The following is a 25,193-nucleotide window of genomic DNA, read 5'->3' as shown; positions in this document are numbered from 1 at the left end:
CCTTTCTTTCAGACACCTCGATACAATCCGGGACGTTTTGGTAGGATTCAGTCTTTTCGAAGACCGGTATTCCCGAGTGCCCTGCTCTGTCCTGTGCCCCCGCCTTGTGATGATCGTGGTTGCTTCATGAGGCTGGACAAGATCAAGTCCCTGCTCGTCCCGCCGCTAACCCAGGCCTGGGCGAACTGGCAACCGGTGCAGCGCCTCAAGTCCTTGCCCGCCATGCGGCGCCCGACGCGCAGACAGGCCCTGCTTGCCGTGGCGGCCGTGCCGGCGGCGTTCCTGCTCTATGTGCTGGTTCTGATTCCGTTCACGCCGGGCATCAGCGACATCCGCAAGGCCCGCTTCGAGCGCCCGGCGCAGGTGCTGTCCGCCGACGGCAAGGAACTGGCCGTGTTCAAGTGGGCCAACCGCGACTGGGTGAAGCTGTCGGAGATCTCGCCGACGGTGATCGATGCCTTGATCGCAACGGAAGACCACCGCTTCTACCAGCATCATGGCCTGGACTGGCGGCGCACGGCCTCGGCCGCGCTGCACACCTTCTCCGGCGACCGCCAGGGCGGTTCCACCATCACCCAGCAGCTCGCGCGCAACCTGTACCCCGACGAGATCGGCCGCGCGCCGACCATGACGCGCAAGCTCAAGGAGGCGATCACCGCGTTCAAGATCGAGGCCCTGTACACCAAGGAACAGATCCTCGAGACCTACCTGAACACGGTACCGTTCCTGTACAACGCGTACGGCATCGAAATGGCCGCGCGCACCTACTTCGACAAGTCGGCCCGCTCGCTCGACGTGCTGCAAAGCGCCACGCTGATCGGCATGCTCAAGGGCAACAGCTACTACAACCCGGTGCTGAACCCCGAACGCGCGCTCGACCGGCGCAACACGGTCCTGGCGCAGATGGTCAAGCGCGGCCGGCTCGACGCCGCGCGCTTCGAGCAGCTGAAGAAGCGGCCGTTGCGCATCGACTTCGAGCGCCAGACCGAACCGCCGGGCCCGGCGCCGCACTTTGCCCTGCAATTGCGCAAGTGGCTGATCGGCTGGGCCGACCGCAACGGCTATGACATCTATGCAGATGGCCTGGTCGTGCACACCACCATCGACGCGCGCCTGCAGGCGATGGCCACGCAAGCCGTCACGGCGCAGGGCAACCGGCTGCAGTCGATCGCGAATGCCGCGTGGGCGCCGCGTGCCGGCTGGGCGGCCAGCAAGGACCTGGTGCAGGCCTTTGTCCGGGAAACGCCCGAATACCGCAGCGCCGTGGCCGCCGGCACGCCGGCCGACGAGGCGCTCAAGCACCTGCTGGCCAACACTTCGTTCATGCAGGCGCTGCGCCAGCAAAAGACGCGCATCCAGGCGGGCTTTATCGCCATCGATCCGCGCACCGGACAGATCCGCGCCTGGGTCGGCAGCCGCGACTACACCCAGGACGCGTTCGACCACGTGCAGAGCGCGCGCCGCCAGCCGGGCTCCACGTTCAAGCCCTTTGTCTATGGCGCCGCATTCGAGCAGGGCAAGACGCCCGACGACACGCTGGTGGACCAGCCCGTCGAAATCCAGCTCGCCGGCGGCGAAGTCTGGCGCCCGACCGACGAAGGCCGCCCGAGCGGCCGCGCCATGACGCTGCGCGACGGCCTGGTCTATTCGCGCAACACCATCACGGCCCAGCTCATGCAGGAAGTTGGGCCAGCGCGCGTCGCGCGGCTCGCGCGCGCCATGGGCGTGCGCGACAGCAAGCTCGACCTGGTCCCGTCGCTGGCGCTGGGCACGAGCCCGGTGACCCTGCGGGAAATGGTGGCGTCCTATGCCACCATCGCCAACGCGGGCGACTATATCGCGCCGACGATGGTGACCCGCATCGAAGACCGCGACGGCAAGGTCCTGCAGGAATTCCAGCCCGCGCGCGCCGAGCGCGCCCTGCCAGCCGACACCACGCAGACCCTGCTCGACGTGATGCGCGACGTGATCGACCGCGGCACCGGCGCCAGCATCCGCTCGCGCTTCGGCATCCGCGCCGACGTGGCCGGCAAGACCGGCACCACGCAGGACAACGCCGACGGCTGGTTCATCCTGATGCACCCCGAGCTGGTCGCGGGCGCGTGGGTCGGCTTCAACGACAGCCGCGTCACGCTGCGCAGCGACTACTGGGGACAGGGCGCCCACAGCGCGCTGCCGATCGTCGGGGACTTCTACCAGCACTCGCTGCGGGCCCGCATCATCGATGGCCGCGCGCGCTTTGCCGAGCCCGAGGAATCCAGCGTCTTCAGCGCGCTGGCCACGCAGGTACGCGGTTGGTTCACGCGGCTGTTCGGCGGCAAGGGCCCGGCGGAAGCACCAGGCAGCCGGCCTGCACCACGCCGCCCGGCGTTGCCGTCGCCGGAAGCGGATGTCACGCCGCAACCGCCGGCGCAAGCCGCCACCACCGCCGACGCTTCCGACGCGACCGCCGGCATGGCGCTCGACCGAGGCGAAGTCGTCATCACGCCGGAGCCGGCCCCCGCGGAACCGGCCGACGCCACAGCCGGCACTGCGCCGCCACCTCCGGCTTTGCCGACGCAGCCCCCCACTGCCCCGGCATCCCCCGCACCGGGCGCAACCAGCACGCCTGGCTGACCTGCGCTTCTCCCGCTGGCATGCCCCGCAGCGCACCTGCGGCATGCCGCCCACCGCAACGCGCGGACAACTGCTGGCGACCGGACCGATCCGTGCCTACATTGATTCCATCGGTGTCAGCGGGAGGGCGCGGCCATGTCCAGACAACTTGCCGTCATGATGGTGCTGCTAACGGCCAGCGGGCTGGCCCAGGCCGTCACCAAATGCCAGAACGGGAACGAAACGCTCTACACGTCGGCGTCCTGCCCGGCGGGCTACCGCAACGTCACGGGCACCATGCGCTCCCACGTGATGACGGTCCCCGGCGCCGCGAAGAACCAGAAGGCCGACCGCGCGATGTCGGCCCTGCGCATGCAGTCGGCCGCCCAGGACCGGGCCGACGAGGAAATGGACCTGCGTGCCCAGAACGCATTCTGGAACCAGTGCCTGGCCATCGACTACCGCGTGCGCGCGACCGAGCGCGCCATGCAGACCACCGAATACTGGAGCTACGCCGACCGCTACCGCGAACACGCGGACGCCTTGCGTGCGCTGCAGTTCGGCATGGGCTGCCTGGGCTGAGTGCCTCGGGCGGCCGCGCGATGGCCGCGTGACCGATCCGGCATGCGCACGTCGCCGCGCGCATGGCATGTGCGAAAACAGACGGTCATAACGGACGAACCCCTGCGTCATAGCACCTGTGACCCGATCGTGGTCACCAGGCACCCCCGCCGTTGCGGGGATGCGAGCGATCCACATGACGAGGGGGGCCCGAACATGAAGATCCGCCTAGCCTGCCTGGCCGCACTGTCGGTGCTGCCTGCCGCCGCGCTTGCACAAGCCAGTACCACACCGTATGGCATTCTCGATACCAGCGTGGAGCACGTATCCAGCGTGCCCGCCACTGGCACGGGCGGCCGCTATGTCATGCGTGAATACTCGGCGAATCTTTCTGCGACACGCTGGGGCCTGCACGACGGCAAGGAGCCCGGCACTGGCCTGAAGGCCTTCGTCGCGATGGAAAGCGGCGCCTATGCCGATGTCGGCAACACCAGCCAGGCCAACCGCGCCAGCCTCGGCGCAGCCTATGCGCTGGGGCCGGCCAGGGCGGTGGCCGGCTACCGCTGGTCGTATGACAGCTTCAGCACGATCGCGCTGCGCAGCAACCTGTACTGGCTTGGCCTGCAGTACCAGCTCACGCCCGGGATCCAACTGGGCGGCGCGGCCTACTACAACGATGCCCACGGCAATTCCGGCGATCCGTACAGCTTCATGCTGACCGGGTCCTATGCCTACTCCAAGCGCACGGACGTCTATACCGTGCTGGGATTTGCCAGGAGCCGCAACGCCCCGGCCATGGGACTGACGGGCTTCGGGCCGTCACTGAATCCGTATGCGACCGCGCTGTCCGGGCCGACCGAGCAGGTCGGCGCGCGGGAAAGCCAGTTCGGCGCGGTGATCGGGTTGCGGCATCGGTTCTGACAATGCTTTCGCAGGGGCCGTCTCGCGTGCCGCGATATCAGTGCATCACGACCAGCATGCCGTAAAACAGGACCGCCAGGAACAGCGTCTCCAGCACCATCAGCGCCACCGGCTTCCAGCCCACGGACAGGATGTCCTTGAGGTGCGTCTTCATGCCGATGGAGACCATGGCCATGACCAGGCACCACTGCGAGGCGAACTGTCCCGCCTTGACCAGGTACGCGGGCAGCCAGCCAGTGCTGTTGATCGCCACCAGCGCCGCGAACGCCACGGCAAACCACGGCAGCAGCGGCGGACGCGTACCCGTGCCGGCTTCGCCCTGTGCGCGCTGATGACGTTGCGACAGCCATGCGGCCAATGCGATCACGGGCAGCAGCATGGCCACGCGCATCAGCTTGATCAGCGTGGCCGCATCGCCGGCTTCGTGCGAGATGCTGTAGCCGGCTCCCACGACCTGCGCCACGTCATGGATGGTGCCACCGATAAAGGCTCCGGCCTGCGGCGCAGGCAGCGCCAGCACTTGCGCAATCATCGGGTACAGCACCATCGCCAGCGTGGACAGCGTGCTGACCGAGATCACCGTGAACAGCGTGGCGCGCTCCTTCAGCGGATGCTGCGGCATGGCCGCGGCCAGCGCAAGCGCCGCCGAAGCGCCGCAGATGGCGACGGCGCCGCCGGTCAGCAGGCCGAAGAAGGTCTGGAACCCCATCAGCCGCGCCAGCACGATGCCGCACAGGATGGTCAGGCCCACCGCCAGCACGACCATGGCAACGGAGTGCCACCCAAGCGCGGCAACCTGCGACGCCGTGATGCGCAGCCCAAGCAGGGCCACGCCCAGGCGAAGCACCTGCTTGGCGCTGAAGTCGATGCCCGACGCGCTGGACGGCTCCTTGGACAGGAAGTTCAGCGCCATGCCCAGCAGCAACGCGAACAGCATCACCGGTGCGTGGTAATGGTCGGCCAGCGACATGGCGGCGACGGTCACCACCGCGCTGATGATCATGCCGGGCAGATAGCCGCGGAACGTGGTCATCGAGCTTGGGCTCAAGAATCTTGCGGACATGGCTGTCTCTCCGGTAAATCGGTGGGGGCAGCCCGTCCTCGGAAAAGGCTTCTGGCTGAGTTGTCGGACGTGGGGAACGCCGGCTTGCTTGCTATAGGCTCAATGTAGGCGGTAGCCCGCGCGCATGCTTTGCATTGCCTGCGGCAAGCTTGACATTTCGTGCCAGGGGTCTTGCGCTATCGAGTGCGCGTCACATCGATGACATGCCCGCGCGAACGGCTCACACCGGTCCGGGCAGTGTTTTCAGTCCGAGCCAGAGCACACCGATGACGACATTGACCGGCACGATCAGCACACCGGGCACATAGAAGATCGCCGACAGGCCAGGCGCGCGCAGCATCAACTCGACCGCGCCGCCGAGGGCGAAGAAGATCAGCCCGCACCAGAGCCAGCGCCGCATGTACGTCAGCAGCCAGTGCGCGTGCATCTTGTTGAAGCGCCACGCGGCCGAGCGTTCCAGCAGATTCCCTCTGCTGGCATCCTTGTACAGCCAGTCAAAGAAGAAATAGCGGTACAGCAGGGTGCGAAAAAGAAGTTCTCGCATAATTACCCAGTCTAGCAACTGCGTGTCACGCCGGCGCGGGACGAGCCGGCGTGGGGCTTTCCCGCCATCATTGACCGATTCGGGCCACGCTTGCGCCGCTTTCCAGGGCCTGGGTCCGCCTGACCGTCGGCCGTGACCGAAGCTAGCCCATGATATTCACGCCGCCATCCACATACAGCGTCTCGCCAGACAGCCGGCGGGCATAGGGCGTGGCAAGAAATGCGCAGGTGAACCCGACATCCATGATGTCGACCAGTTCGCCCAATGGCGCGCGCTGGGCAGCATCCGAGAGCATCAGGTCAAAGTCCTTCAGGCCCGAGGCGGCCCGCGTCTTGAGCGGTCCTGGCGATATCGCATGCACCCGTATGCCCTGCGGCCCCAGCTCGTAGGCCAGGTAGCGTGAGGCCGCCTCGAGCGCGGCCTTCACGGGCCCCATGACGTTGTAGTTGGGCACGACCTTGTTGGCACCGTAGTAGCTCATGGTGAACATCGTGCCGCCGTCGCGCATCAGCGGAGCGGCCAGCCGTGCCATGCGGATGAAGGAGTGGCAGGAAATGTCCATCGCCTTGGCGAACCCTTCGGCGGAACAGTTCAGGAGCCCGCCCTGGAGATCGTCCTTCGGCGCCCAGGCGACCGAGTGCAGCAGGATGTCCAGCTTGCCCCACTTGTCTTCGATCTGCCCAAACAGCGCTTCCATCTCGGCTTCGCTGGAAACGTCGAGCGGCAGGAAGATCGATGATTCAAGCTCTTGCGCCACCGGCTCCACATACTGCCGGGTCTTTTCATTGGCATAGGTGATCGCGACCTCGGCGCCCAGGTCGTGAAAGGCCTTGGCGCAGCCGTAGGCGATCGAATGCTCGTTCGCGATGCCGCAGACCAGGGCCTTCTTGTTGGCCAGGATCGGCTGTGGTATCTGGACTGTCATGTCACATCCCCTTGGTATCGATCAATGACCTGGTATGCCGGGCGATCATCAGTTCTTCATCGGTCGGGATCACCCACACCGCGACCTGCCCGGATGCCGTGCCGATGCGCGTCGCGCCGTCGGCATTGGCGTTGGCCGTCGCATCAACGGTCACGCCAAGCCAGGCTGCCTGACGGCACACGCGTTCGCGAATCAACGGGGCATGTTCCCCGATGCCCGCGGTGAAGACCAGCGCGTCCAGGCCCTGCGCCGCCGCGGCCAGCGAGCCCAGTTCGCGCCCGATCCGGTAGGTGTACAGCTCGACCGCCAGGCGGGCGCGCGGATCGTCGCTGGCGAGCAGCACGCGCATATCGCTCGATATGCCGGAGACGCCGAGCAGGCCGGACTGGCGGTAGACAAGATCCTCGATGTCCTGCGCGCCCATGCCCAGTTCGCTGATCAGGTACAGGATCACGCCCGGATCGAGGCTGCCGCAGCGCGTGCCCATCGGCAAGCCGTCGACCGCGGTGAACCCCATGGTGCTGGCCACGCTGCGGCCGGCCACCAGCGCACACATGCTGCTGCCATTGCCGAGGTGGGCCACCACGGTGCGGCCGGACGCGGCCCTGGCGTCGATGCCCGGCAGGACGCTAGCGATGTACTCGTAGGAAAGCCCGTGAAAACCGTAGCGACGGATGCCGCGCTCGGTCATCGAAGCGGGCAGCGCAAAAGCCTGGGCGATCTCCGGCTGCGCCCGGTGGAAGGCGGTGTCGAAGCAAGCCACCTGCGGCAGTTCCGGCCGCCGTTCGGCGAGGATCCGGATCGGCTTGAGGTTGTGCGGCTGGTGCAAGGGCGCCAGCGGGCAGAGCGTATCCAGCTCGGCCAGAAGTGCCTCGTTCACCCGTGCCGGCTGCGCGAAGCGCACGCCGCCATGCACCACGCGGTGCCCGACGCCAACCAGCGTGTGGCCCTCTCCGTGGCCCCGCAGGAAATCGGCCAGAAAGGTGACGGCGCCACCGTGTCCCAGCTCGGTCCCGTCGCCCCACTTCCTGGTCTCCACTTCGGTGCCCGAGGCATTCGCCGCACGAAAGGTCGGCGACGTGTAAAGCCCGTCGAGGCTGCCCCGCAGCACCAGCCTGAGTGCGTCGCCCTGTGCGTCGTAGGCGCAGTACTTCAGGCTCGATGAACCCGCGTTCAGGACAAGGATCACGTCGGTCATGTCGTCACCCCTGTACCTGGCCGGAATCCCGGCGCGCCTTGGCCACCAGCGCCGCCACCGCGCATGACGCCAGGCGCGTCATGACCGCATCGGCGCGGCTGGTCAGGATGATGGGCACGCGCGCGCCCAGCACGATGCCCGCGGCGTCGGCGCCGGCCAGGAAGGTCAGGCTCTTGGCGAGCATATTGCCGGCGTCCAGGTCCGGTACCAGCAGCACGTTGGCACGCCCCGCCACAGGCGAGTCGATCTTCTTGATGCGCGCGGCATCCAGGTTGATGGCGTTGTCCAGCGCAAGCGGGCCGTCGACCACCGCGCCGGTGATCTGGTGCCGGTCGACCATCTTGCACAGCGCGGCGGCCTCCACGGTGGACGGCACCTTGGGGTTGACCGTTTCCATCGCCGAGAGGATCGCCACGCGCACGTCCTTGACCTGGAGCGCATGCGCCAGGTCGATGGCGTTCTGGAGGATATCCGCTTTCTCCTCCAGCGTTGGCGCGATGTTGACGGCGGCGTCCGTAATGATCAATGCGTCGTCGTGGCCGGGCACATCCATCACGAAGCAGTGGCTGATCCGCCGGGCCGTGCGCAAGCCGCCGTCGCCCTTGACCACGGCGCCCATCAGTTCATCGGTATGCAGGCTGCCCTTCATCAGCGCCTCGGCCTTGCCTTCGCGAACCAGCCGCACGGCGGCGGCCGCGGCGGCATGGCTGTGCTCGGCATCGACGATCGGATACGCGCTGATATCGATGCCGTTGTCACGGGCCGTCTCTTCGATGCGATCGCGAGGCCCGACCAGGACAGGTGCAATCAGGCCCAGCCGCGCCGCCTCGACCGCGCCTTCCAGGGAACTCCGGTCGCAGGGATGCGCGACCGCGGTGGGCGTGGGCGGAAGGGACTTGCAGTAGTCAATCAGGCGCTGATACTTCTCGTGCATGGCATTTTCTCCTGCTTCGAATCAACAGGTGGCTGTTGGTTGCCGGCCAGGCGCCGGCACAAGGAGCTACGACGCGCGCACCAGCGGTCGGCGCGGCCGATCAGGCTTGACCGACAGGACCGAACGGATACGTTCGAGCATCGCGGCCTGCTCGGCCGTCGGCGTGCGGCCAAGCAGCCGTTCGTCATCCCTGAGCTTCCCGGCCAGTGTCTGCAAACGCTGGCGATCATTGGGTTCGCTCAGCAGGACCGGCAGCGTCTCCAGCGCGCGCTCCGGCGCGTACAACGTGATGAGTTCCTGCTGGCCACGAATCCTGCGCCACGCCTCCGGCAGCAGTTCCGGCAGCAACTCCGCGTAGTCCGCCACCAGTTCCTTGCGCAACTCGAGCCGCGACAGCGGCAACGGCTCGCCCTGTTGCTTGAGCAGGCAGGCCATACGGGCGATGGCCTCCGCATAGCCACCGTGCTCGATCGACGCCAGCGCGGCCTTCACCTCCGGCAGTTCCCGTGGCTCGGTCACCTTGGGCGGTCCGGCACGCGACGCCTTGTCCTGTGGAATCGCCCAGTGCAGGTTGGCGTACAGGTTGAAGAACGTGGCTTCCGTCACTGCATCGCGCACGGCACGGTAGGCGTCGAGGCCCGCGCTGAGCATGTCCGCGCCGGCCTGCTCGCGCTTGCGCAGCGGATGGTCGGCATCCAGCGCCTGCCGATTCGCCTTCACCGCATTGGCAGCGGCACCCAGCCACGCCATCCACGGATTCAGGTCCGAAAACGCCCAGTTCTGCATCCGCAGCGGATGGAATTCGCGCAGTATCCGCGCCGACGCCTCGTTCGACATGGCCTGCACGAATGGCTGGGCAAACAGTTCATAGGCGCGCTGGTTGAATTCGGACAGCGCGGCGACGGCCTCGAACGGCTTCTCATCGGCGCGCTCGAAGCGGTTGAGACGTTGCGCGATCTCTTCGAGCGAATGTTCGCGGAACTCGACCTCGTATTCCACGCCGCCATCGGCCTTGCGCTCGTGGATCAGCATGCCGTAGAGGCCCGGCGGCAACAGTTCGATACTCTGCAGCACGGAGACGATCTGCGCGTGCTCCTTCTGCGCGACCTTGCCTGAAACGAAGATGCCGAGGTGGCCGACGTCCTGGTGCATCATGCCGACGATGACTTGGCCGCGCGCCTTGATCTCCTCGGTGCTGCCATAGACATCCACCACCCAGTTGAAGGCCTGCTGCGGCGGCGTGATGTTGTCCCCCATCGAGGCAAACAGCACGATCGGGGCCTTGATCGCGCGCAGGTCGAACGCCTTGCCGCCGGCATCCTTGACGTCGCCGCTCCACAGCTTGTTGCCGACGAACAGGTTACGCGTGATCCATTCGATCTCTTCGCGGTTCATCAGGTAGTAGCCGCCCCACCAGTGCTCGAACTCCAGGAAACGCGGCGGCTCGGTATCGGCCTTCTTGTACAGGTTGTAGTACTTGTCCCACAAGCTGTTGGCCGGGTTCAGGTTCTCGAAATTCTGGACCAGCCACGCGCCATCGAACTTGCCGTTGCCCAGGTCCGCCGTCAGCGACGACAGCCAGGTCCCGCCCAGCAGTCCACCCGAGTAGCGCATCGGGTTGTCGCCTTCGCCCTCGCTCCAGGCGCCGCCCCAATAGGACATCGGCGCGCCGTTGATGACGATGGGCCCGGTGTCGTCCGGGTCCGAGGCGGCGAGCATCATGGCCGCCCAGCCGCCCTGGCAATTGCCGACGATCGCCGGCTTCGGACTGTCCGAATGCAGCGCGCGCACTTTCCGGATGAACTGCTGTTCGGCTTCGCACACATCGAGCAGCGTTTGCCCCGGCTCCGGGTCGCGAAAGAAAATGACGAAGTAGACCGGATGGCCTGCGCGCATCGCCACGCCAACCTGGGAGTCATCCTTGAAGCCGCCGATGCCCGGGCCGTGGCCGGCACGCGGATCGATGATGACGTAAGGACGGCGGCCGTTGTCGATGGTTACGCCGGCGGGCGGCGTGATCTTGAGCAACGCATAGTTGACCGGGCGCTCGAAGGTGCGCCCGTCCAGCACGGTTTCGTACGCGAAGTGCAGCACGGGCTTGAGGCCCTGGGCCGCGTTCTCGACAAAGTTGTTGCCGCGCTGCCGGATCGTGTCCCAGAACAGGATGGCACGCTGCATGCTGTCAACGGCGTACGCATAGCAGTTCATCGGGTCCGCAGCGGCCATCCAGCCAGCGGGCGTCGCCGCCTCGTCGGCCATGGCTTCCTGCGTGCGATGGCTGAATGCCTCTTGTGCAACCTTCAGGCGCTTTTGCAGCACCACCCCCGTCTTCACGCCCACTTCACGCGCGTGAGCCAACTTCTTTCCTGCGTCCATGCTGCCCCTCCGTAAGGAACCGCCGCAAATCAATCGGTCAGAAACGCGAATCGGCAATCATCCGTCGCTGCGCTAGTTGGCCGCGGCCGGACTAACCGACACCGCTACCGCTTCACTGTAGACGGCTTCGACCCGATCGCCCTTCTTCACGTTCTTGAGGCGTTCGGGATCCGCCACCACCAGGTCGACCACAAGCCCCTTGGGTCCCTTCAGCGTCACGGTACTTGCATCCTTGTTGACCGCGACGACATCGGCCGTGGCGGTCACTTCGCGACCGATCAGCCCCCCTGGCTTTGCACCCGGCGCGGCCCTGTCCGAGATCTTGCGCTCGCTGATCGACAGTGGCCCCTTGGTCTTCTCGAGGCTCAGGGTCAGCGCTTTCATGTATTCGATCTCGACGGTATCCCCCACCGCGAGCTGCTCGAAATTCCGGGCCTCCGGATCGACGGCAAGGTCTACCACTTTTCCGTCCTTGCCTTTCAGCGACACTGTCCGCGTCGGCGCGTCGATCTTGACGATCTTCGCCGTGAGCTTTGCCGTACCGATTGCCGTGGCCTGTCCCGGCGCGTGCGTAACGTCCACGCGCGTCTCGGGTTGTGCCCACGCCGTTGTCGTTGCGGCAAGCAAGGCCACCGCGGCCACCAGTCCCTTCGCGTTCATTGATATTCCCCTTGATCCGAGTGTTGTCCCGCCAAAAAATGCATGCGTCAGTTAAAGCGCTCTCTCAGCACCTGCGCGCTGAGCTGTTGTCCCTTCCAGTACATGCCGTGGATACGGCCTTTCAACTTGTCGAGGGCGTCGCTATCGAGCGCATCGAAAGTCAACCTTGCCGAAGGCCGGGTGCCGTCGCCTTCGAGATATTCGATGCCGTCGAACTGGGGCAAGCCGTACTTCACGAGGAACGCGCCGATCTCTTCATCGGTGGCGTCGGGAACGATGTTCGCAAGCAATAAGACAGACATACTCGCCTCCCCAGCGGACCATGATTGTTGTCGTGCTGCAGAGCACCACTCTATCTGGAAGGTCGGGGTGGACCGACATGAAATCTTTGCTGCGCCGTGATAAGAAATTCTTCGGGGAAGGGATGGGGGATGGAAGGGGAAGAGAAAGCGCTGGGCTCGGCACATCAATTGAAACCGCATGTTGCTGCCGCGGGCGATGCCTTTCCAAAGGAGGCGGCTCGTCCCTGATGCCGTTCAGTTAACCTACGCTTCGAAAACCTTGCGCACGGTCCGCGCCAGATCCTCGATGGAATAAGGCTTGCTGAGCAGGACGACGCCCTCATCGAGCCGGCCTTCATGGAAGATCTCGTCGCGCGTATAGCCCGAGGCGAAAATGACCTTGGCCTTGTAAGGCGGATTGCTCGCGATCCGGGCCAGTTCGCTGCTGCGGACCGTGCCGGGCATGACCACATCCGTAAAGAGCAGGTCCACGCCTTCGCCCCGCTGCAACACGGCAAGCGCTGCGTCGCCATCCTTGGCCGACAAGACCTTGTGACCGAGCTGCGCGAACATGTCGATGGCCGACAGCCGCACGTCCGGATTGTCTTCCACCACCAGGACAGTCAGTTCGCTGGCGACATTGCCCAGGACCGGCCGCTCGTGATCGGGCACTTCGTCCTTGTGCGTCCTCGGGAAGTAAAGCGAAACCGTCGTGCCCTGGCCGACCGCCGTCTGCAGATCGATATGGCCCTGGCTCTGCTTGACGAAGCCGAAGACCATGCTGAGGCCGAGGCCGGTTCCATGTCCTTCCGGCTTGGTCGAGAAGAATGGCTCGAAGGCGCGCGCCTTGACCTCTTCCGACATACCGGTGCCCGCGTCGACCACGGAAAACCGCACGTAGTCTCCCGACGGAAGCTCGATGGCCGATTCCTGGTTGCCATCCTGCACGGTCAGGTTGGCCACTTCGATGTGGATCGCTCCGTTGCCTCGCAAGGCGTCGCGCGAGTTGATGACCAGGTTCAACAGCGCGCTTTCCAGTTGCGTGAGATCTACGAACAGGTTCCAGACATCAAGCGGGACGTTCAGGTTCAGTTGAATACTCTCAGGCACCGCGCGCCGCAGCAGGTCCGACATTGCATCGATCATCTTGCGCGGATTGGCCACCGTCGGGCTAAGCGGCTGCCTGCGCGCAAATGCCAGCAATTGCTGGGCGAGCTTGGCGCCGCGCGCCACCGCCGCATTGGAGGCGTGGATACGGGCCTGGAGTCGGGGGTCATTGCCGACGGCAAAGTTCAGGAGCTGCAAGTTCGACGAAATCACTTGCAGGACGTTGTTGAAATCGTGCGCGACGCCACCGGTCAGGCCACCGACGGCCTCCAGCTTCTGCACCTGGCGCAGGCGGTCCTCCGCGCTGGTCCGGGCTCTGACCTCCTGGGCGACGCGCTCTTCCAGGTTCTGGTTCAATGCGAACAGGGCTTGCTCGGCCTTGCTCCGGTCAAGCTCCGCCTGCAGCCGCTTGCGCTCCGCCAGCACGCGTTCGGTGGTTTCAAAGACATTGGCGATCACGCCGGCCGGAGCGCCGTCGTCATCCACGACCGGGCTGTAGTGGAGGTCCATCCAGACTTCTTCCGGCCGGCCGTGCCGGTGGAGCGTGAGCGGCTTGTCCTTGTACGAGAGGGTTCCGCCCGCAAGTACCGTGTCCACGACATAACGGTTGAATGCCGCGACCTCCGGCCACCCCTCTTCAACCGGCTTGCCCAGCAGGAACGGGTGCCGGCCGCCGGCGAACACCGCGTAGGCGTCGTTGTAGACCATGACGCCTTCCCGGCCCCAAAGCATCACCAGGGGAACGGGGCAGGCAAGGAGAAACTGTATGTTGGCATTCAGGCTGCTCGACCACGTTTCCCGGGCGCCGAGTTCGGTCTCGCGCCAGTCGTAAGCGGCGATTCGGTAAGCCATCTCACCGCGCCATCCGGGGCACAAGTTCGTGGATGACGGCCAACCTGTGGATGCAATCATGTCACTGATCCAGAAAGCGGTTCTGGCAACTATACCCGCCCCGCGGGAGCCCCGTTTCCCGCCGTCCCGCCGCAAGGTCGCCGGATGCCAAGCGCCGGAAGATGCATACAACGCAACATCCGGCTCGACTGAGCGATAGTTGCCGGCCGGTAACGGAACGCTAGACCAATCCGATATCTGTCGCCCTTGCCCCGGGAAACACCTGCGCCAGCCGCGCATCGTCCAGGCCGTACAGCCGCTGGAATATCCCGGCCAGCACGGCACGATACTCGTTACGCACGGGGTAGTCGCGATTCTGGTTGAGCGTGGCCGCCTCCACCGCCACCTGCTCTCCGGCGATGCGGCCGCCGCGCACGGCGCCGCCGGCCACCCAGTAGACCGTACCGTGGCCGTGGTCGGTCCCGCGCGAGCCATTCTCGCGAAACGTGCGGCCGAACTCCGACACCACCACCACGGTGGTCTTGCCCCACGCCGGCCCCATCTCCTGCGCAAACCCGGCGAGGCCGCGTCCCAGGTTGTCGAGCAGGTTGGCCAGCTGCCCCTGCGCGGCGCCCTGGTTCGAGTGCGTGTCCCAGCCCCCGACGTCGACGAAGCCGAGGTTGAACTTGTCGCGCATCAGCCCCGCCATGCGGCGCGCCTCGACTTCGAAGCCGCGGGCGCTCAGCGAGCGGCGGTTGGCCGCCTGCATGTCCTGCATGCGCGCGGCCATGGCATCCATGCCGCCCGCCACGGCGGCGCGGGCCTGCATCGCCTGCGCCTGCTCGGCCACGGTCTGGCGCAGCTCGAAGCCTTCGTCGATCAGCGACTCGAAGCGCGTGCCGCGGTACATCTGCGCGAGCGCGCGCGTCTGGCGCGCGTCAAACGGCGTGCGGCCCGTGCCCTTGAGCGAGACATTGGGAACATCCTGGCTGCCGGACAGCACCAGCGGCAAGCCGTCGGTGAAGGCCACCGGCGCGGCGCGCCCGCCCATCGACTGCGCCAGCCGGTTCAGGAAGCCGCTGCCGCGCAGCGACGCCGCGTCGTGCCGGCCATCGCCGCTGCCTGGGGTACCCGAGGCGCCCGACTCGATGCTGTCCTGCGTCTCGAAGTGGCTGCGCGACATGTCATGAGTGCCCGCGAACGGCACGAAGGCAAGCTGCTGCTGGCTCCACAACGGCAGCATGGTGTCGGCCAGGGCCGGATGCAGTGCCCAGTCGCCGATGCCACGGCGGCCGCTGTCGGACGCAAAGGATGGCGCCAGCGCCAGGGCCGCCGCGGGATCGCGTTCCGCCCCGGCGGGCACCGGCCGCCGGATCGCGATATTGGGCCGCGAGGCGTAGTAGAAATCGCTGCCGGCCGGCACCAGCACGCTGGCGGCGTCATAGGCGCCGCGCAGGAACACCAGCAGGAAGCGCGCGTCCGCCTGCGCCGGCAGCGCATACACGCGCGACATGGTGGCAGGCAGGGCCAGCGCCAGTCCGGCGCTGCCCATTGTCTTGAGCCATTCCCGACGTTTCATCTCGAAGTCCTTGCGTGTGCATCAGTGCATCGTGTGCCTCGCCTGGCTGCCGGATCAGCGCTGCATCCACTCGGGCGAGCTGAGCAGCAGCGTGTTCCATTCGGCCTGGGTTTCCGCCTGCGCAAGCGACGTGCGCGTCTGCGGTCCGAGCGTGGCTTCGATGGTGTCGTAGTAGGCCTTGCCCGCGACTACCGGAAAACGCGCCGGCCCGGGCGGAAGGTTGGCGTCGCCGGCAAACAGCCCCGCCGGGCCGGAGCCGATGGCACGCGCGATCTCGAAGCGCTTGACCATCTGCCCGGAACTCGCCCAGGCGCCTTCCGCCGCCGGGTAGCCATCCGGCGTGACGTGTCCGTAGAGCGGCTCGCCCAGCTGGTTCAGCCAGTTCATGACCGGACGCAGGTTGGTGACGGTGCGGCCGTCATACGCCAGGCGCATCGACGCCATCACGAAGGCCATCGGGTCGCGGAACTTGCGGCCCGGTGCGTCCAGCACGCGGTCGAGTTCGGGGGACAGGAACAGGGTGGTCAGCACGGCGGCAATGTCGCCGTCGGTACGCGTGAAGGTGGCGGCCATGCGGTCGACCAGCGAGGCCAGGGGATTGTCGGCCACGAAATAGGCGGCGAGCTTCGCGCTGATGAAGCGGGCCGTGGCCGGATCACGCGTCAGGATGGCGACGGCGCGCGCGGCTTCGCCAAACCCAGTCGGCTCGATGCGCTGGCCGAGCAGCGTCTTGGCGCCGAAGTCGTGCCGGTTCGGATTGAACTCGAACAGCCCGTCGCCGCGGTACAGCGCCGCGCGCGCCGGCGCCAGCCGCGGCGGCTCGCCGCGCGCGTTGATGCCAAAGCCCGTCAGCACGCGCGCCAGTTCCTGCACGTCCTGCTGGGTGTAGCGCGAGCCGCTGGGTCCGCCCGACACGCCCAGCGTATGCAGCTCCATCAGCTCGCGCGCGTAGTTTTCATTGACGCGGTTGGCGCTGCTCTGCGTGTTGTCCAGGTACTCCAGCATGGCCGGCGCGGTCACGGTGGCCAGCACCAGGTCGCCGAACTTGCCGAGCGCGCGCGGCCGGATGGTGCTTTCCTCGTAGTCGGCCAGGGCCCAGCGCACCTGCCCCTTGGCGCCATAGACGCTGAAGTGGTTCATCCAGAACCAGGTCATCTGCTCGCGCAGCTGGGCCGGGGAGTACAGCGCACGCAGCAGGTGTCGCCGGCTGGTATCGGCAATGGCCTCGCGTCCCTGCCGGTTCAGCGCCTCGCGGGCCTGCTGCTTGGCCATTTCGTCGGGCAGGCTGGCGATGCGCTGGCGTTCCTCGCGCGCCGCGCGCGTGCGCTCGACGGCGGTGCCCTGCAGGTTCGGCAAGGCGGCCAAGGCGGTGGTCACCGCCGGCGGGTCGGTGGCCGGCATGCGCAGCTGCTCCTCGAGGAAGCGCTTGCGGCCCAGCTCGCGCAGCCGGGCAATGCTGGCCTGGTCGGCACCGAAGCTCACGGTATTGAGCCAATGCAGGTCCGCCGGGCTGAGCGGCCCCGACACCGCAGGCGGCTGCTGCGCGCAGGACGCCAGCGCCAGCATGCAGGCCACGGCCAGCAGCATGGCCGTCAGCACGCGCCGCACGCCGGGGATGCCGGCGCCGGCGGGAAAGGGCGGCCGCCCAGGGATCATGCCTGGCTCCTTGTCTTGCGATGCAGGGACATGGTCCTCTTACGTGGCGGGTGCGCTGCCGGTTGACAGGGCGCCACCTGCCGCGCGGTAACGAAAACTTTCATGGCGCCGGTCCCGGCGCATCTCATGCGTCGCCTGAAACACCCCGCTTGCCAGGGCCGATTGCCGGAATCGCCAAGACTTTCCGCGCGATGAGCGTTAGTTTCTGCGGCATGCCGGCACCACGAGTCTCCGTTGCGCCGGGTTCCCGTTGCCCGCCACCGCCGCGAATCCCTATGTCTCGCCCCCAAGCTTCCGCCGGCTGGCTGCCCAGCCTGGCCTTTGTCCTGATCTGGTCCACCGGCTTCATCGTCGGCAAGGCCATCGTGCCGCTCGCCGACACCAGCCTGTTCCTGCTCGCGCGCTTTGCACTGGCCGCGCTGATGTTCTGCATCGCCGCGCTGGCCGCGCGCGCCGCCTGGCCGGCGTGGCGCCACGTCCCGCGCCACCTGCTGGCCGGGGCGCTGATGCAGGGCCTCTACCTGTGCGCCGCCTTTGGCGCGGTCGCTCACGGCCTGCCGCCGGCCGTGATGGCGTTGCTGGGTGCCTTGCAGCCCTTGCTGACGGCATTGCTTGCCATACCCCTGCTGAAGGAGCTACCTTCCAGGCGCACCTGGCAAGGCCTGGCGACCGGCGCGGCCGGCGTGGCGCTGGTCGTGGTGCCGGTCCTGCAGGCCGGCGCCGGCCAGTCCGCATCGATCGTATCGCCCTGGGTCTTGCTGGCCGGGCTGCTTGCCATTGTCTCGATCACCATGGGAACCCTGCTGCAGAAAATGTCGATTGCCGCCTCGGATCTGCGCACCAGCTCTGCATGGCAGAACGTCGGCGCCATGCTGGTGGCCGGCCTGGCCGTGTGGCTGTCGCCGGCTCCGCACTGGCAGCCCGGGCCGGTCCTGTGGGCCGCGCTCGGCTGGGCGGCGCTGGGGATCTCCGGCGCCGGCACCTGGCTGCTGCTCGGCATCGTGCGTCGCGGCCAGGCCGCTGGCGCCGCGGCACTGATGTTCCTGGCGCCGCCAGTGGCCGCGGTGCAGGCGTGGCTGCTGTTCGGCGACCGCCTGGGTCCGCTGCAGTGGCTGGGCATGGCCATCGCGGGCGCGGGGGTCTGGCTGTGCCAGACGCGGGAAAGGCCACGGCATGCCGCCGCCCGCTGAACTGGCGCACCCGGGCGCCCCAAGCCCGCTGGTCGAGCCCCGCCGCTACCACCCATGGCCGGCGGGGCATGCGCACGACCATCACCAGTTGCTGTTCGGCCTGGACGGGGCCACCGAGCTTGAGATCGATGGCCATCTGTACCGGGTCGACCGCCACCACGGTCTGATCGTGCCGGCCGCCAGCCACCACGAATTCCTCGGGCTGACCGGCAACCTGCAGGTGGTCGCGGATTTTCCCGGCGCGTCGGTCGCACTCCCCGCGCGCTTGATGGAACGGCCGCGCGCCTTCGTGCTGGATGGCGTCCTCGGCACACGCGTGCGCGCGCTGGCGGCGTTGCGCCCCGCAGGCACCGGCGCGACACACCTGAACTGGACCGTGGCCGCGACGCTGGCCAGCGACCTTGCCGACACCCTCGGCGCCTCGGATGGCCATGGCACCAAGACCGTGTTCCCGGTCATGGCCATCGACGCCTACCTGCGCGCGAACCTGTCGTCGGCCCTGCATGCGGGCCACCTGGCCGAGCGCTTCGGCTGGAGCGTGCGCCGCTTCCACACCCTGTTCGCCGAGGCGTTCGGCGACACGCCCCACCGCTACCAGACGCGCTTGCGGCTGGACCGCGCGGTGCAACTGCTGGCCGGCACCGGTCTGCCGCTCGCGGAGGTGGCGCTGGCGTCGGGCTATCCCGACCAGACCACCTTCACGCGCAGCTTCACGCGCCGCTTCGGCCAGCCGCCGGGGGCATGGCGCGCATCGGCGAGCGGCGTCAGTCCTCCGACGCCAGCGCCCGGTTGATGCGCAGTGCGAGCAGCGTGCAGACCGCACCGGACAACAGATAGGCACTGACCGCGATCAGCCCGAACTTGGCCGACAGCCCCAGCGCCACCAGTGGGGCGAAGGCCGCGCCGAACAGCCACGCAAAGTCCGTGGTCAGCGCGGCTCCGGTATAGCGGTAGCGGCGCTCGAAGTTGGACGTGACCGCGCCCGCCGCCTGGCCGTATGACAGGCCAAGCAAGCCAAAACCGATCAGGATGAACAAATCCTGTTCAATCGGCCCGCCGCCCATCAACAGCGGCGCGAACAGCGCAAACACGCCGATCAGCAACGCCATGGACCCGAGCGTGGTGCGCCGCCCGATACGGTCCGCAATGCGTCCCGAGGCAATGGTGCCCAGGATGCCGATAAACGCCCCGGCCACCTGCACGCTCAGCACATCGGTTATCGGCTGGCTTTGGTGCAGTTCCACCCATGACAGCGGGAACACCGTGACCAGGTGGAACAGCGCAAAGCTGGCCAGCGCGGCGAAGGCGCCCAGGAAGATGTTGTAGTCCTGCTTGCTGATGAGCTCGATGGTGCTGATGGGCTCCAGCTCGTCCTCGTCCAGCAGCTGGGTGTACTCATGCGTCACCACCAGGCGCAGCCGCGCGAACAGCGCCACCACGTTGATGGCAAACGCCACGTAGAACGGATAGCGCCAGCCCCATTCCAGGAACTCGCCGCGCTCCAGGCTCAGGTTCAGGAACAGGAACAGCGAGCCCGCGACGATGAAGCCCGTGGGCGCGCCGAGCTGCCCCATCATCGCGTACCAGCCACGCCGCGCGGGCGGCGCGTTCAGGGCGAGCAGCGACGGCAAGCCGTCCCACGAACCGCCGAAGGCGATGCCCTGCAGCGAACGGAACACGGCCAGCAGCACGATGGCGGTATGGCCGAGCGACGCGTAGCCGGGCAGGAAGGCGATGCCCACCGTGGCCGTGCCGAGCAGGAACAGCGCGGCGGTCAGCTTGATGCCGCGCCCCCAGCGCCGCTGGATGCGCATGAACAGCGCCGTGCCGAACGGCCGTGCGACAAAGGCCAGCGCGAAGATGGAGAACGAGTAGAGCAGGCCGTCGAGTCGGTCCGCGAACGGAAAGTAGACCGTCGGGAAGACCAGTACCGATGCGATGCCGTAGACGAAGAAGTCGAAGTATTCGGACGCCCTGCCGATGACGACGCCGGTGGCGATTTCAGCCGGAGCGACGTGCGCGGCCCCGGGCGGCGGAGGTGCAGTAGGAGACGCGCGATGCTGATGGGTCATGCTGGCCATCCGTATACCTCCACAGAGAGTAACGAGGCTAGTCAGGAATTTGCCCCCTGGCGATTAGCCCCTGAGCGCCTAAACTGCCATAGTTGCTCAGAACAGTCTAAGTCACGTACGCTTCTGCGTACAGGATGGCAACAGAGGACACAAGCCTATGCGATCCGACCGTTCGACTAAGGCAGTACCGCGCGCAGCACGCTGGATCCTGCTCGCCCCGGCAGCGGCTGCCCTGTGTGGATGCAGTACGGTTCTGATGTCGCCGAACGGTGACCTCGCGATCCAGCAGCGCAACCTGATCCTGGTCTCGACCGGGCTGATGCTGCTGATCATCGTGCCGGTGATCGTGCTGACGCTGCTGTTCGCCTGGCGTTACCGGGCCTCCAATACCAGCGCGACCTACAATCCCGACTGGGACCACTCCACGGTGCTGGAGCTGCTGATCTGGTCGGCACCGCTGCTGATCATCATCGCGCTGGGCGCGGTCACCTGGGTCAGTACCCACAAGCTCGATCCGTACCGGCCACTCCAGCGGCTCGACGCCCAACGGCCCGTGCCCACCGATGTGCAACCGCTGACGGTCGAGGTGGTTGCTCTCGACTGGAAGTGGCTTTTCCTGTACCCCGAGCAGGGCATTGCCAGCGTCAATGAGGTCGCCGCGCCGGTGGACCGGCCCATCCGCTTTCGCATCACGTCCACGAGCGTGATGAACTCATTCTTTATCCCGTCACTGGCCGGGCAGGTTTATGCGATGCCTGGCATGGAAACCAAGCTGCATGCGGTGATGAACCAGCCCGGCGACTATGAAGGCTTCTCCGCCAACTACAGCGGCGCGGGCTTCTCGCATATGCGCTTCCGCTTCCACGGCATGAGCCACGATGACTTCGAGCGCTGGGTCCAGCGCGTGAAGACCAGCGGCACGCCGCTGTCGCGCGACAGCTACCTGAAGCTGGAACAGCCCAGCGAGCGCGATCCCGTACGCCACTACGCCAGCGTCGCGCCCGACCTGTTCGATGCCATCCTGAACCGCTGCGTGCGCGCCGGGCAGATCTGCCAGAAAGACATGATGGCCATGGACGCACGCCGCCAGCAAGGCGGTGCGCTGGGCGCCGTCTGCACGGCGAGCAACACGCCGAAGGCGCCGTTCGACCCGGCCACGCCGTACGGCGAACGCAGCGCGGTATCGCTGCAGTAGCACAGCCGGGACGCCATCGCCCCGAAACGACTCACCCTCACCCTCACTCTGGCCCTGGAGCACAACATGCAGGAGCGATCCGAACTCGCCACGCTTATCTTCGGCCGCCTGAGCTGGGAGGCCATACCGCTGCACGAGCCGATCCTGCTGGGCACTTTCGTCGTCGTGGTCCTCGGCGGCCTGGCGCTGGTGGGCGCGGTGAGCTACTACCGCCTGTGGGGCTATCTGTGGCGCGAGTGGTTCACCAGCATCGACCACAAGAAGATCGGCATCATGTACGTGATCCTGGGAATCATCATGCTGCTGCGCGGCTTTGCCGATGCCGTGATGATGCGCATGCAGCAGTCCGTCGCGTTCGGCGACAACCCTGGCTTCCTGCCGCCGCATCACTACGACCAGATCTTCACCGCGCACGGCGTGATCATGATCTTCTTCGTGGCGATGCCGCTCGTGACCGGGCTCATGAACTTCGTGGTGCCGTTGCAGATCGGCGCGCGCGACGTCGCCTTTCCGTTCCTCAACAACTTCAGCTTCTGGATGACCACCGGCGGCGCGGTGCTGGTGATGATGTCGCTGTTCGTCGGCGAGTTCGCGCGCACCGGCTGGCTGGCCTATCCGCCGCTGTCCGGCATCGTCCACAGTCCTGACGTGGGGGTGGACTACTACATATGGTCCTTGCAGGTGGCGGGGGTGGGGACGGTGCTGTCGGGCATCAACCTGCTGGTGACCATCGTCAAGATGCGCGCGCCGGGCATGACGCTGATGCGCATGCCGGTCTTCACCTGGACCGCGCTGTGCGCCAACGTGCTGATCATCGCCGCGTTCCCGGTGCTGACCGCGGCGCTGGCCATGCTGGCGCTGGACCGCTACCTGGGCATGAATTTTTTCACGGCAGACCAGGGCGGCAGCGCCATGATGTACGTGAACCTGATCTGGATCTGGGGCCACCCGGAGGTCTACATCCTGATCCTGCCCGCGTTCGGCGTGTTTTCCGAGGTGGTGGCCACATTCTGCCGCAAGCGCTTGTTCGGCTATGCGTCGATGGTCTATGCCACGGTGGTCATCACGGTACTGTCCTACCTGGTGTGGCTGCACCATTTCTTCACGATGGGATCGGGGGCGAGCGTCAATTCGTTCTTCGGCATCACCACCATGATCATCTCGATCCCGACCGGGGCCAAGCTGTTCAACTGGCTGTTCACCATGTACCACGGGCGCATCCGCTTCGAGGTGCCAATGCTGTGGACGGTCGGCTTCATGGTCACGTTCGTGATCGGCGGCATGACAGGCGTGCTGCTGGCCGTGCCGCCCGCCGATTTCTCTCTGCACAACAGCCTGTTCCTGATCGCCCACTTCCACAACGTGATCATCGGCGGCGTGCTGTTCGGGCTGATGGCCGGCATCACGTACTGGTTTCCCAAGGCCTTCGGCTACCAGCTGGAGCCGTTCTGGGGCAAATGCTCGTTCTGGTTCTGGCTGGTTGGTTTCTACTTCGCCTTCATGCCGCTGTACATGCTCGGCATGATGGGCGTGACCCGCCGCATGAGCCATTTCGAAGACCCCGCGCTGCGGATCTGGTTCCTGCTCGCGGCATTCGGCGCCTTGCTGATCGCGCTGGGCATCGGCTGCTTCCTGATTCAGCTGGTGGTGAGTTTCATGCGGCGCGAGGCGCTGCGCGACGTGACCGGCGACCCGTGGGATGGCCGCACGCTCGAATGGTCGACGTCGTCGCCGCCGCCGGCCTACAACTTCGCCTTCACGCCGATCGTCCATGACACCGATGCCTGGTGGCAGATGAAGTCGCACGGATTCCAGCGGCCCTTGCAGGGTTTCATACCGATCCACATGCCGAAGAACACGGGCGCGGGCATCATTCTGGCGGGGCTCAGCACGGTGTGCGGCTTTGCGCTGATCTGGCATATCTGGTGGCTGGTGGTGGTGTCGTTCGCGGCCCTCATCGTCAGTGCGATCGTGCATACCTTCAACTACAAGCGCGACTACTACATCCCGGCCGACACGGTCGGCAACACGGAGGCAGCGCGCTCGGCGCTGATGGCCCACCATGCCTGATACCACGGCCCCGTTCCCCGCCGGCCGCGCGCAGGCCGCGCCCGCCGCCACGCCGCACGCCGTACCGTCCGGCCACGGCGCCGAGGAAGGCGAACTGCGCTTCTACATGACCAGCGAGTACCACGCGCCCAACGGCACGCTGCTCGGGTTCTGGGTCTACCTGATGAGCGACTGCCTCATCTTCGCCTGCCTGTTCGCGGCCTATGGCGTGCTCGGACGCAACTATGCGGGCGGACCGACCGGTGCCGAGCTGTTCGAACTGCCGCTGGTGGCGCTGAACACCTCGTTCCTGCTGCTGTCGTCGATCACCTATGGCTTTGCCATGCTCCAGATGCAGCAGGGCCGCGTCGGCGGCACGCAAGGATGGCTGGCCATTACCGGCGTACTCGGCGCCTCGTTCCTTGCCGTGGAAATCTACGAGTTCGTCCACCTGATCGGCGAAGGCGCGGGCCCGTGGCGCAGCGGCTTCCTGACGTCGTTCTTCTCGCTGGTCAGCACGCACGGGCTGCACGTGACCTTCGGCACCATCTGGCTTATCACGCTGATGGTGCAGGTGGGCCGGCACGGGTTGATTCCGGAGAACCGCCGGCGGCTGATGTGCCTGTCGATGTTCTGGCACTTCCTGGACGTAGTCTGGATCGGCGTCTTCACCTTCGTTTACCTGATGGGAGTATTGCCATGAGCGCACCGGACCACACGCTCGCCCATGGTCACGACAGCCATGACGGCCACGACGGGCATGGCCACGACGAAAGCCATATACATATCTCGATGAGCGGGTATGTGACCGGCTTCGTGCTGTCGGTGATCCTGACCGCGATTCCGTTCTGGCTTGTCATGAGCAAGGTGTTCGAGAAATCCACCACCACCGCGCTCGTGCTGCTCGCGCTGGGCGCCGTGCAGATCATCGTGCACATGATCTATTTCCTGCACATGAACGCCAAGTCGGAAGGCGGCTGGAACATGCTGGCGCTGATGTTCACGCTGGTGCTGGTGGTGATCACGCTGAGCGGCACTTTGTGGGTGATGTACCACCTGAATTCGAACATGATGCCGGGGATGGTGGATGTGAAGCAGTTGCCTTGACCGGCTGGGGTGTCTTTCGCCGAATTGCGGGGCTTCGTGCTTGGCAGGCACGGCTGTTTCGCCGGCGATAGCCGGTGGGGAGTCCGTGGTTATGACCGGGGTCGCTGCTCTTGGCAGGCGCTGCTGTTTCGCCGGCGTAGCCGGCGGGGAGTCTGTGGTTATGACTGGGTCGCTGCTCTTGGCAGGCGTGGCTGTTCGCCGGCGTAGCCGGCGAGTTACTTTTGTCTCGCGACAAAAGTAACCAAAAACGCGTTTTCGTGGTCGACGAACGGCCCGTGGTGGTGAAGACGGTACAGGGCATAGCCACACTGCCTGCCGCGTAGATGATCAGGATAGACACGTCAGATGA

At 66.3% G+C, this 25,193-nt stretch carries 21 protein-coding genes; 9 read left to right on the top strand and 12 right to left on the bottom strand.

What is annotated here, in order from left to right; genetic code table 11:
* The first annotated feature begins 126 nt into the window (after window positions 1–126).
* The 3 genes from AC3FKG_RS19025 to AC3FKG_RS19015 all read left to right on the top strand — a co-directional run bounded on the left by AC3FKG_RS19025 (window position 127) and on the right by AC3FKG_RS19015 (window position 4,077).
* Complete coding sequence (locus tag AC3FKG_RS19025; RefSeq protein ID WP_488743867.1) at window positions 127–2,616, top strand: penicillin-binding protein 1A; 2,490 nt, start codon at window positions 127–129, stop codon at window positions 2,614–2,616.
* 135 nt (window positions 2,617–2,751) lie between these two features.
* A complete protein-coding gene (locus tag AC3FKG_RS19020) occupies window positions 2,752–3,177 on the top strand; it encodes a hypothetical protein (RefSeq protein WP_483713384.1) in 426 nt (141 codons plus the stop codon).
* A gap of 195 nt (window positions 3,178–3,372) precedes the next feature.
* Window positions 3,373–4,077 carry a porin gene (locus tag AC3FKG_RS19015; RefSeq protein ID WP_483713383.1) on the top strand — a complete coding sequence of 235 codons (705 nt, stop codon included), beginning with the start codon at window positions 3,373–3,375 and terminating at the stop codon, window positions 4,075–4,077.
* A 37-nt stretch (window positions 4,078–4,114) separates the two neighbouring features.
* Here AC3FKG_RS19015 and AC3FKG_RS19010 read toward each other — a convergent pair whose 3' ends face one another.
* The 11 genes from AC3FKG_RS19010 to AC3FKG_RS18960 form a co-directional block, all read right to left on the bottom strand.
* A complete protein-coding gene (locus AC3FKG_RS19010) occupies window positions 4,115–5,140 on the bottom strand; it encodes a YeiH family protein (protein ID WP_488743866.1) in 1,026 nt (341 codons plus the stop codon).
* Window positions 5,141–5,360: 220 nt separating this feature from the next.
* The gene (locus tag AC3FKG_RS19005) at window positions 5,361–5,684 is read right to left on the bottom strand and encodes a hypothetical protein (protein ID WP_483714456.1); all 324 of its coding nucleotides are present in this window, start codon (window positions 5,682–5,684) and stop codon (window positions 5,361–5,363) included.
* A gap of 142 nt (window positions 5,685–5,826) precedes the next feature.
* Window positions 5,827–6,609 carry an enoyl-ACP reductase FabI gene (fabI, locus tag AC3FKG_RS19000; RefSeq protein ID WP_488743865.1) on the bottom strand — a complete coding sequence of 261 codons (783 nt, stop codon included), beginning with the start codon at window positions 6,607–6,609 and terminating at the stop codon, window positions 5,827–5,829.
* A 1-nt stretch (window position 6,610) separates the two neighbouring features.
* Entirely contained in the window at window positions 6,611–7,807 is a 1,197-nt protein-coding gene (locus tag AC3FKG_RS18995) for an acetate/propionate family kinase (protein WP_488743864.1), read from the bottom strand.
* 4 nt (window positions 7,808–7,811) lie between these two features.
* Complete coding sequence (locus AC3FKG_RS18990; protein ID WP_488743863.1) at window positions 7,812–8,741, bottom strand: phosphate acetyltransferase; 930 nt, start codon at window positions 8,739–8,741, stop codon at window positions 7,812–7,814.
* 66 nt (window positions 8,742–8,807) lie between these two features.
* The gene (locus tag AC3FKG_RS18985) at window positions 8,808–11,117 is read right to left on the bottom strand and encodes a DUF3141 domain-containing protein (protein WP_488743862.1); all 2,310 of its coding nucleotides are present in this window, start codon (window positions 11,115–11,117) and stop codon (window positions 8,808–8,810) included.
* A 72-nt stretch (window positions 11,118–11,189) separates the two neighbouring features.
* Window positions 11,190–11,777, bottom strand: coding sequence for a hypothetical protein (locus AC3FKG_RS18980; RefSeq protein ID WP_483713374.1), 588 nt, complete (start codon window positions 11,775–11,777; stop codon window positions 11,190–11,192).
* Window positions 11,778–11,824: 47 nt separating this feature from the next.
* Window positions 11,825–12,079, bottom strand: a complete 255-nt coding sequence (locus AC3FKG_RS18975; protein ID WP_488743861.1) for an RNA-binding protein — start codon at window positions 12,077–12,079, stop codon at window positions 11,825–11,827.
* Window positions 12,080–12,322: 243 nt separating this feature from the next.
* Entirely contained in the window at window positions 12,323–14,017 is a 1,695-nt protein-coding gene (locus tag AC3FKG_RS18970) for an ATP-binding protein (RefSeq protein ID WP_488743860.1), read from the bottom strand.
* 220 nt (window positions 14,018–14,237) lie between these two features.
* A complete protein-coding gene (locus tag AC3FKG_RS18965; protein WP_488743859.1) occupies window positions 14,238–15,575 on the bottom strand; it encodes a DUF1501 domain-containing protein in 1,338 nt (445 codons plus the stop codon).
* A 54-nt stretch (window positions 15,576–15,629) separates the two neighbouring features.
* Window positions 15,630–17,231 (bottom strand): DUF1800 domain-containing protein, encoded by a 1,602-nt coding sequence (locus tag AC3FKG_RS18960; protein ID WP_488743858.1) that lies wholly within the window; start codon window positions 17,229–17,231, stop codon window positions 15,630–15,632.
* A gap of 275 nt (window positions 17,232–17,506) precedes the next feature.
* On the opposite strand from AC3FKG_RS18960, the gene AC3FKG_RS18955 reads away from it, so the two are divergent.
* Both AC3FKG_RS18955 and AC3FKG_RS18950 read left to right on the top strand, forming a co-directional pair.
* Complete coding sequence (locus AC3FKG_RS18955) at window positions 17,507–18,421, top strand: DMT family transporter (protein WP_488743857.1); 915 nt, start codon at window positions 17,507–17,509, stop codon at window positions 18,419–18,421.
* Complete coding sequence (locus tag AC3FKG_RS18950; RefSeq protein ID WP_488743856.1) at window positions 18,405–19,214, top strand: helix-turn-helix transcriptional regulator; 810 nt, start codon at window positions 18,405–18,407, stop codon at window positions 19,212–19,214. Before AC3FKG_RS18955 ends, AC3FKG_RS18950 begins: the two co-directional genes overlap by 17 nt.
* Here AC3FKG_RS18950 and AC3FKG_RS18945 read toward each other — a convergent pair.
* Window positions 19,186–20,502 carry an MFS transporter gene (locus AC3FKG_RS18945; RefSeq protein WP_488743855.1) on the bottom strand — a complete coding sequence of 439 codons (1,317 nt, stop codon included), beginning with the start codon at window positions 20,500–20,502 and terminating at the stop codon, window positions 19,186–19,188. The two genes, AC3FKG_RS18950 and AC3FKG_RS18945, sit on opposite strands and share 29 nt — an antisense overlap.
* Before the next feature lie 148 nt (window positions 20,503–20,650).
* Here AC3FKG_RS18945 and cyoA point away from each other — a divergent pair, with 148 nt between their 5' ends.
* The 4 genes from cyoA to cyoD all read left to right on the top strand — a co-directional run bounded on the left by cyoA (window position 20,651) and on the right by cyoD (window position 24,844).
* The gene (gene cyoA, locus AC3FKG_RS18940; protein WP_483713364.1) at window positions 20,651–21,688 is read left to right on the top strand and encodes a ubiquinol oxidase subunit II; all 1,038 of its coding nucleotides are present in this window, start codon (window positions 20,651–20,653) and stop codon (window positions 21,686–21,688) included.
* Window positions 21,689–21,754: 66 nt separating this feature from the next.
* A complete protein-coding gene (gene cyoB / locus AC3FKG_RS18935; protein WP_488743854.1) occupies window positions 21,755–23,758 on the top strand; it encodes a cytochrome o ubiquinol oxidase subunit I in 2,004 nt (667 codons plus the stop codon).
* Window positions 23,751–24,440: a cytochrome o ubiquinol oxidase subunit III gene (cyoC, locus tag AC3FKG_RS18930; protein ID WP_483713362.1), complete on the top strand. Its 690-nt coding sequence runs from the start codon at window positions 23,751–23,753 to the stop codon at window positions 24,438–24,440. The genes cyoB and cyoC overlap by 8 nt, the downstream gene beginning before the upstream one ends.
* Window positions 24,437–24,844, top strand: a complete 408-nt coding sequence (gene cyoD / locus AC3FKG_RS18925) for a cytochrome o ubiquinol oxidase subunit IV (RefSeq protein WP_488743853.1) — start codon at window positions 24,437–24,439, stop codon at window positions 24,842–24,844. Before cyoC ends, cyoD begins: the two co-directional genes overlap by 4 nt.
* Window positions 24,845–25,193: the final 349 nt, after the last annotated feature.

The sequence above is a fragment of the Cupriavidus sp. 22TCCZM04-2 genome, assembly GCF_057798895.1.
Note: the sequence above shows the minus strand (reverse complement) of the source record. Positions and strands in the feature narration are given on the sequence as shown.

Excerpts from the sequence above, each read along its gene's own strand:
- AC3FKG_RS18945 (WP_488743855.1), bottom strand. The coding sequence starts at position 20,502 with ATGGCCAGCATGACCCATCAGCATCGCGCGTCTCCTACTGCACCTCCG.
- AC3FKG_RS19005 (WP_483714456.1), bottom strand. The coding sequence starts at position 5,684 with ATGCGAGAACTTCTTTTTCGCACCCTGCTGTACCGCTATTTCTTCTTT.
- AC3FKG_RS18965 (WP_488743859.1), bottom strand. The coding sequence starts at position 15,575 with ATGAAACGTCGGGAATGGCTCAAGACAATGGGCAGCGCCGGACTGGCG.
- AC3FKG_RS18980 (WP_483713374.1), bottom strand. The coding sequence starts at position 11,777 with ATGAACGCGAAGGGACTGGTGGCCGCGGTGGCCTTGCTTGCCGCAACG.
- AC3FKG_RS19015 (WP_483713383.1), top strand. The coding sequence starts at position 3,373 with ATGAAGATCCGCCTAGCCTGCCTGGCCGCACTGTCGGTGCTGCCTGCC.
- AC3FKG_RS18990 (WP_488743863.1), bottom strand. The coding sequence starts at position 8,741 with ATGCACGAGAAGTATCAGCGCCTGATTGACTACTGCAAGTCCCTTCCG.
- AC3FKG_RS18955 (WP_488743857.1), top strand. The coding sequence starts at position 17,507 with ATGTCTCGCCCCCAAGCTTCCGCCGGCTGGCTGCCCAGCCTGGCCTTT.
- AC3FKG_RS18985 (WP_488743862.1), bottom strand. The coding sequence starts at position 11,117 with ATGGACGCAGGAAAGAAGTTGGCTCACGCGCGTGAAGTGGGCGTGAAG.
- AC3FKG_RS18960 (WP_488743858.1), bottom strand. The coding sequence starts at position 17,231 with ATGATCCCTGGGCGGCCGCCCTTTCCCGCCGGCGCCGGCATCCCCGGC.
- fabI (WP_488743865.1), bottom strand. The coding sequence starts at position 6,609 with ATGACAGTCCAGATACCACAGCCGATCCTGGCCAACAAGAAGGCCCTG.
- cyoC (WP_483713362.1), top strand. The coding sequence starts at position 23,751 with ATGCCTGATACCACGGCCCCGTTCCCCGCCGGCCGCGCGCAGGCCGCG.
- AC3FKG_RS18995 (WP_488743864.1), bottom strand. The coding sequence starts at position 7,807 with ATGACCGACGTGATCCTTGTCCTGAACGCGGGTTCATCGAGCCTGAAG.
- cyoA (WP_483713364.1), top strand. The coding sequence starts at position 20,651 with ATGCGATCCGACCGTTCGACTAAGGCAGTACCGCGCGCAGCACGCTGG.
- AC3FKG_RS19025 (WP_488743867.1), top strand. The coding sequence starts at position 127 with ATGAGGCTGGACAAGATCAAGTCCCTGCTCGTCCCGCCGCTAACCCAG.
- cyoB (WP_488743854.1), top strand. The coding sequence starts at position 21,755 with ATGCAGGAGCGATCCGAACTCGCCACGCTTATCTTCGGCCGCCTGAGC.
- AC3FKG_RS18950 (WP_488743856.1), top strand. The coding sequence starts at position 18,405 with ATGCCGCCGCCCGCTGAACTGGCGCACCCGGGCGCCCCAAGCCCGCTG.
- AC3FKG_RS19020 (WP_483713384.1), top strand. The coding sequence starts at position 2,752 with ATGTCCAGACAACTTGCCGTCATGATGGTGCTGCTAACGGCCAGCGGG.
- AC3FKG_RS18975 (WP_488743861.1), bottom strand. The coding sequence starts at position 12,079 with ATGTCTGTCTTATTGCTTGCGAACATCGTTCCCGACGCCACCGATGAA.
- cyoD (WP_488743853.1), top strand. The coding sequence starts at position 24,437 with ATGAGCGCACCGGACCACACGCTCGCCCATGGTCACGACAGCCATGAC.
- AC3FKG_RS18970 (WP_488743860.1), bottom strand. The coding sequence starts at position 14,017 with ATGGCTTACCGAATCGCCGCTTACGACTGGCGCGAGACCGAACTCGGC.
- AC3FKG_RS19010 (WP_488743866.1), bottom strand. The coding sequence starts at position 5,140 with ATGTCCGCAAGATTCTTGAGCCCAAGCTCGATGACCACGTTCCGCGGC.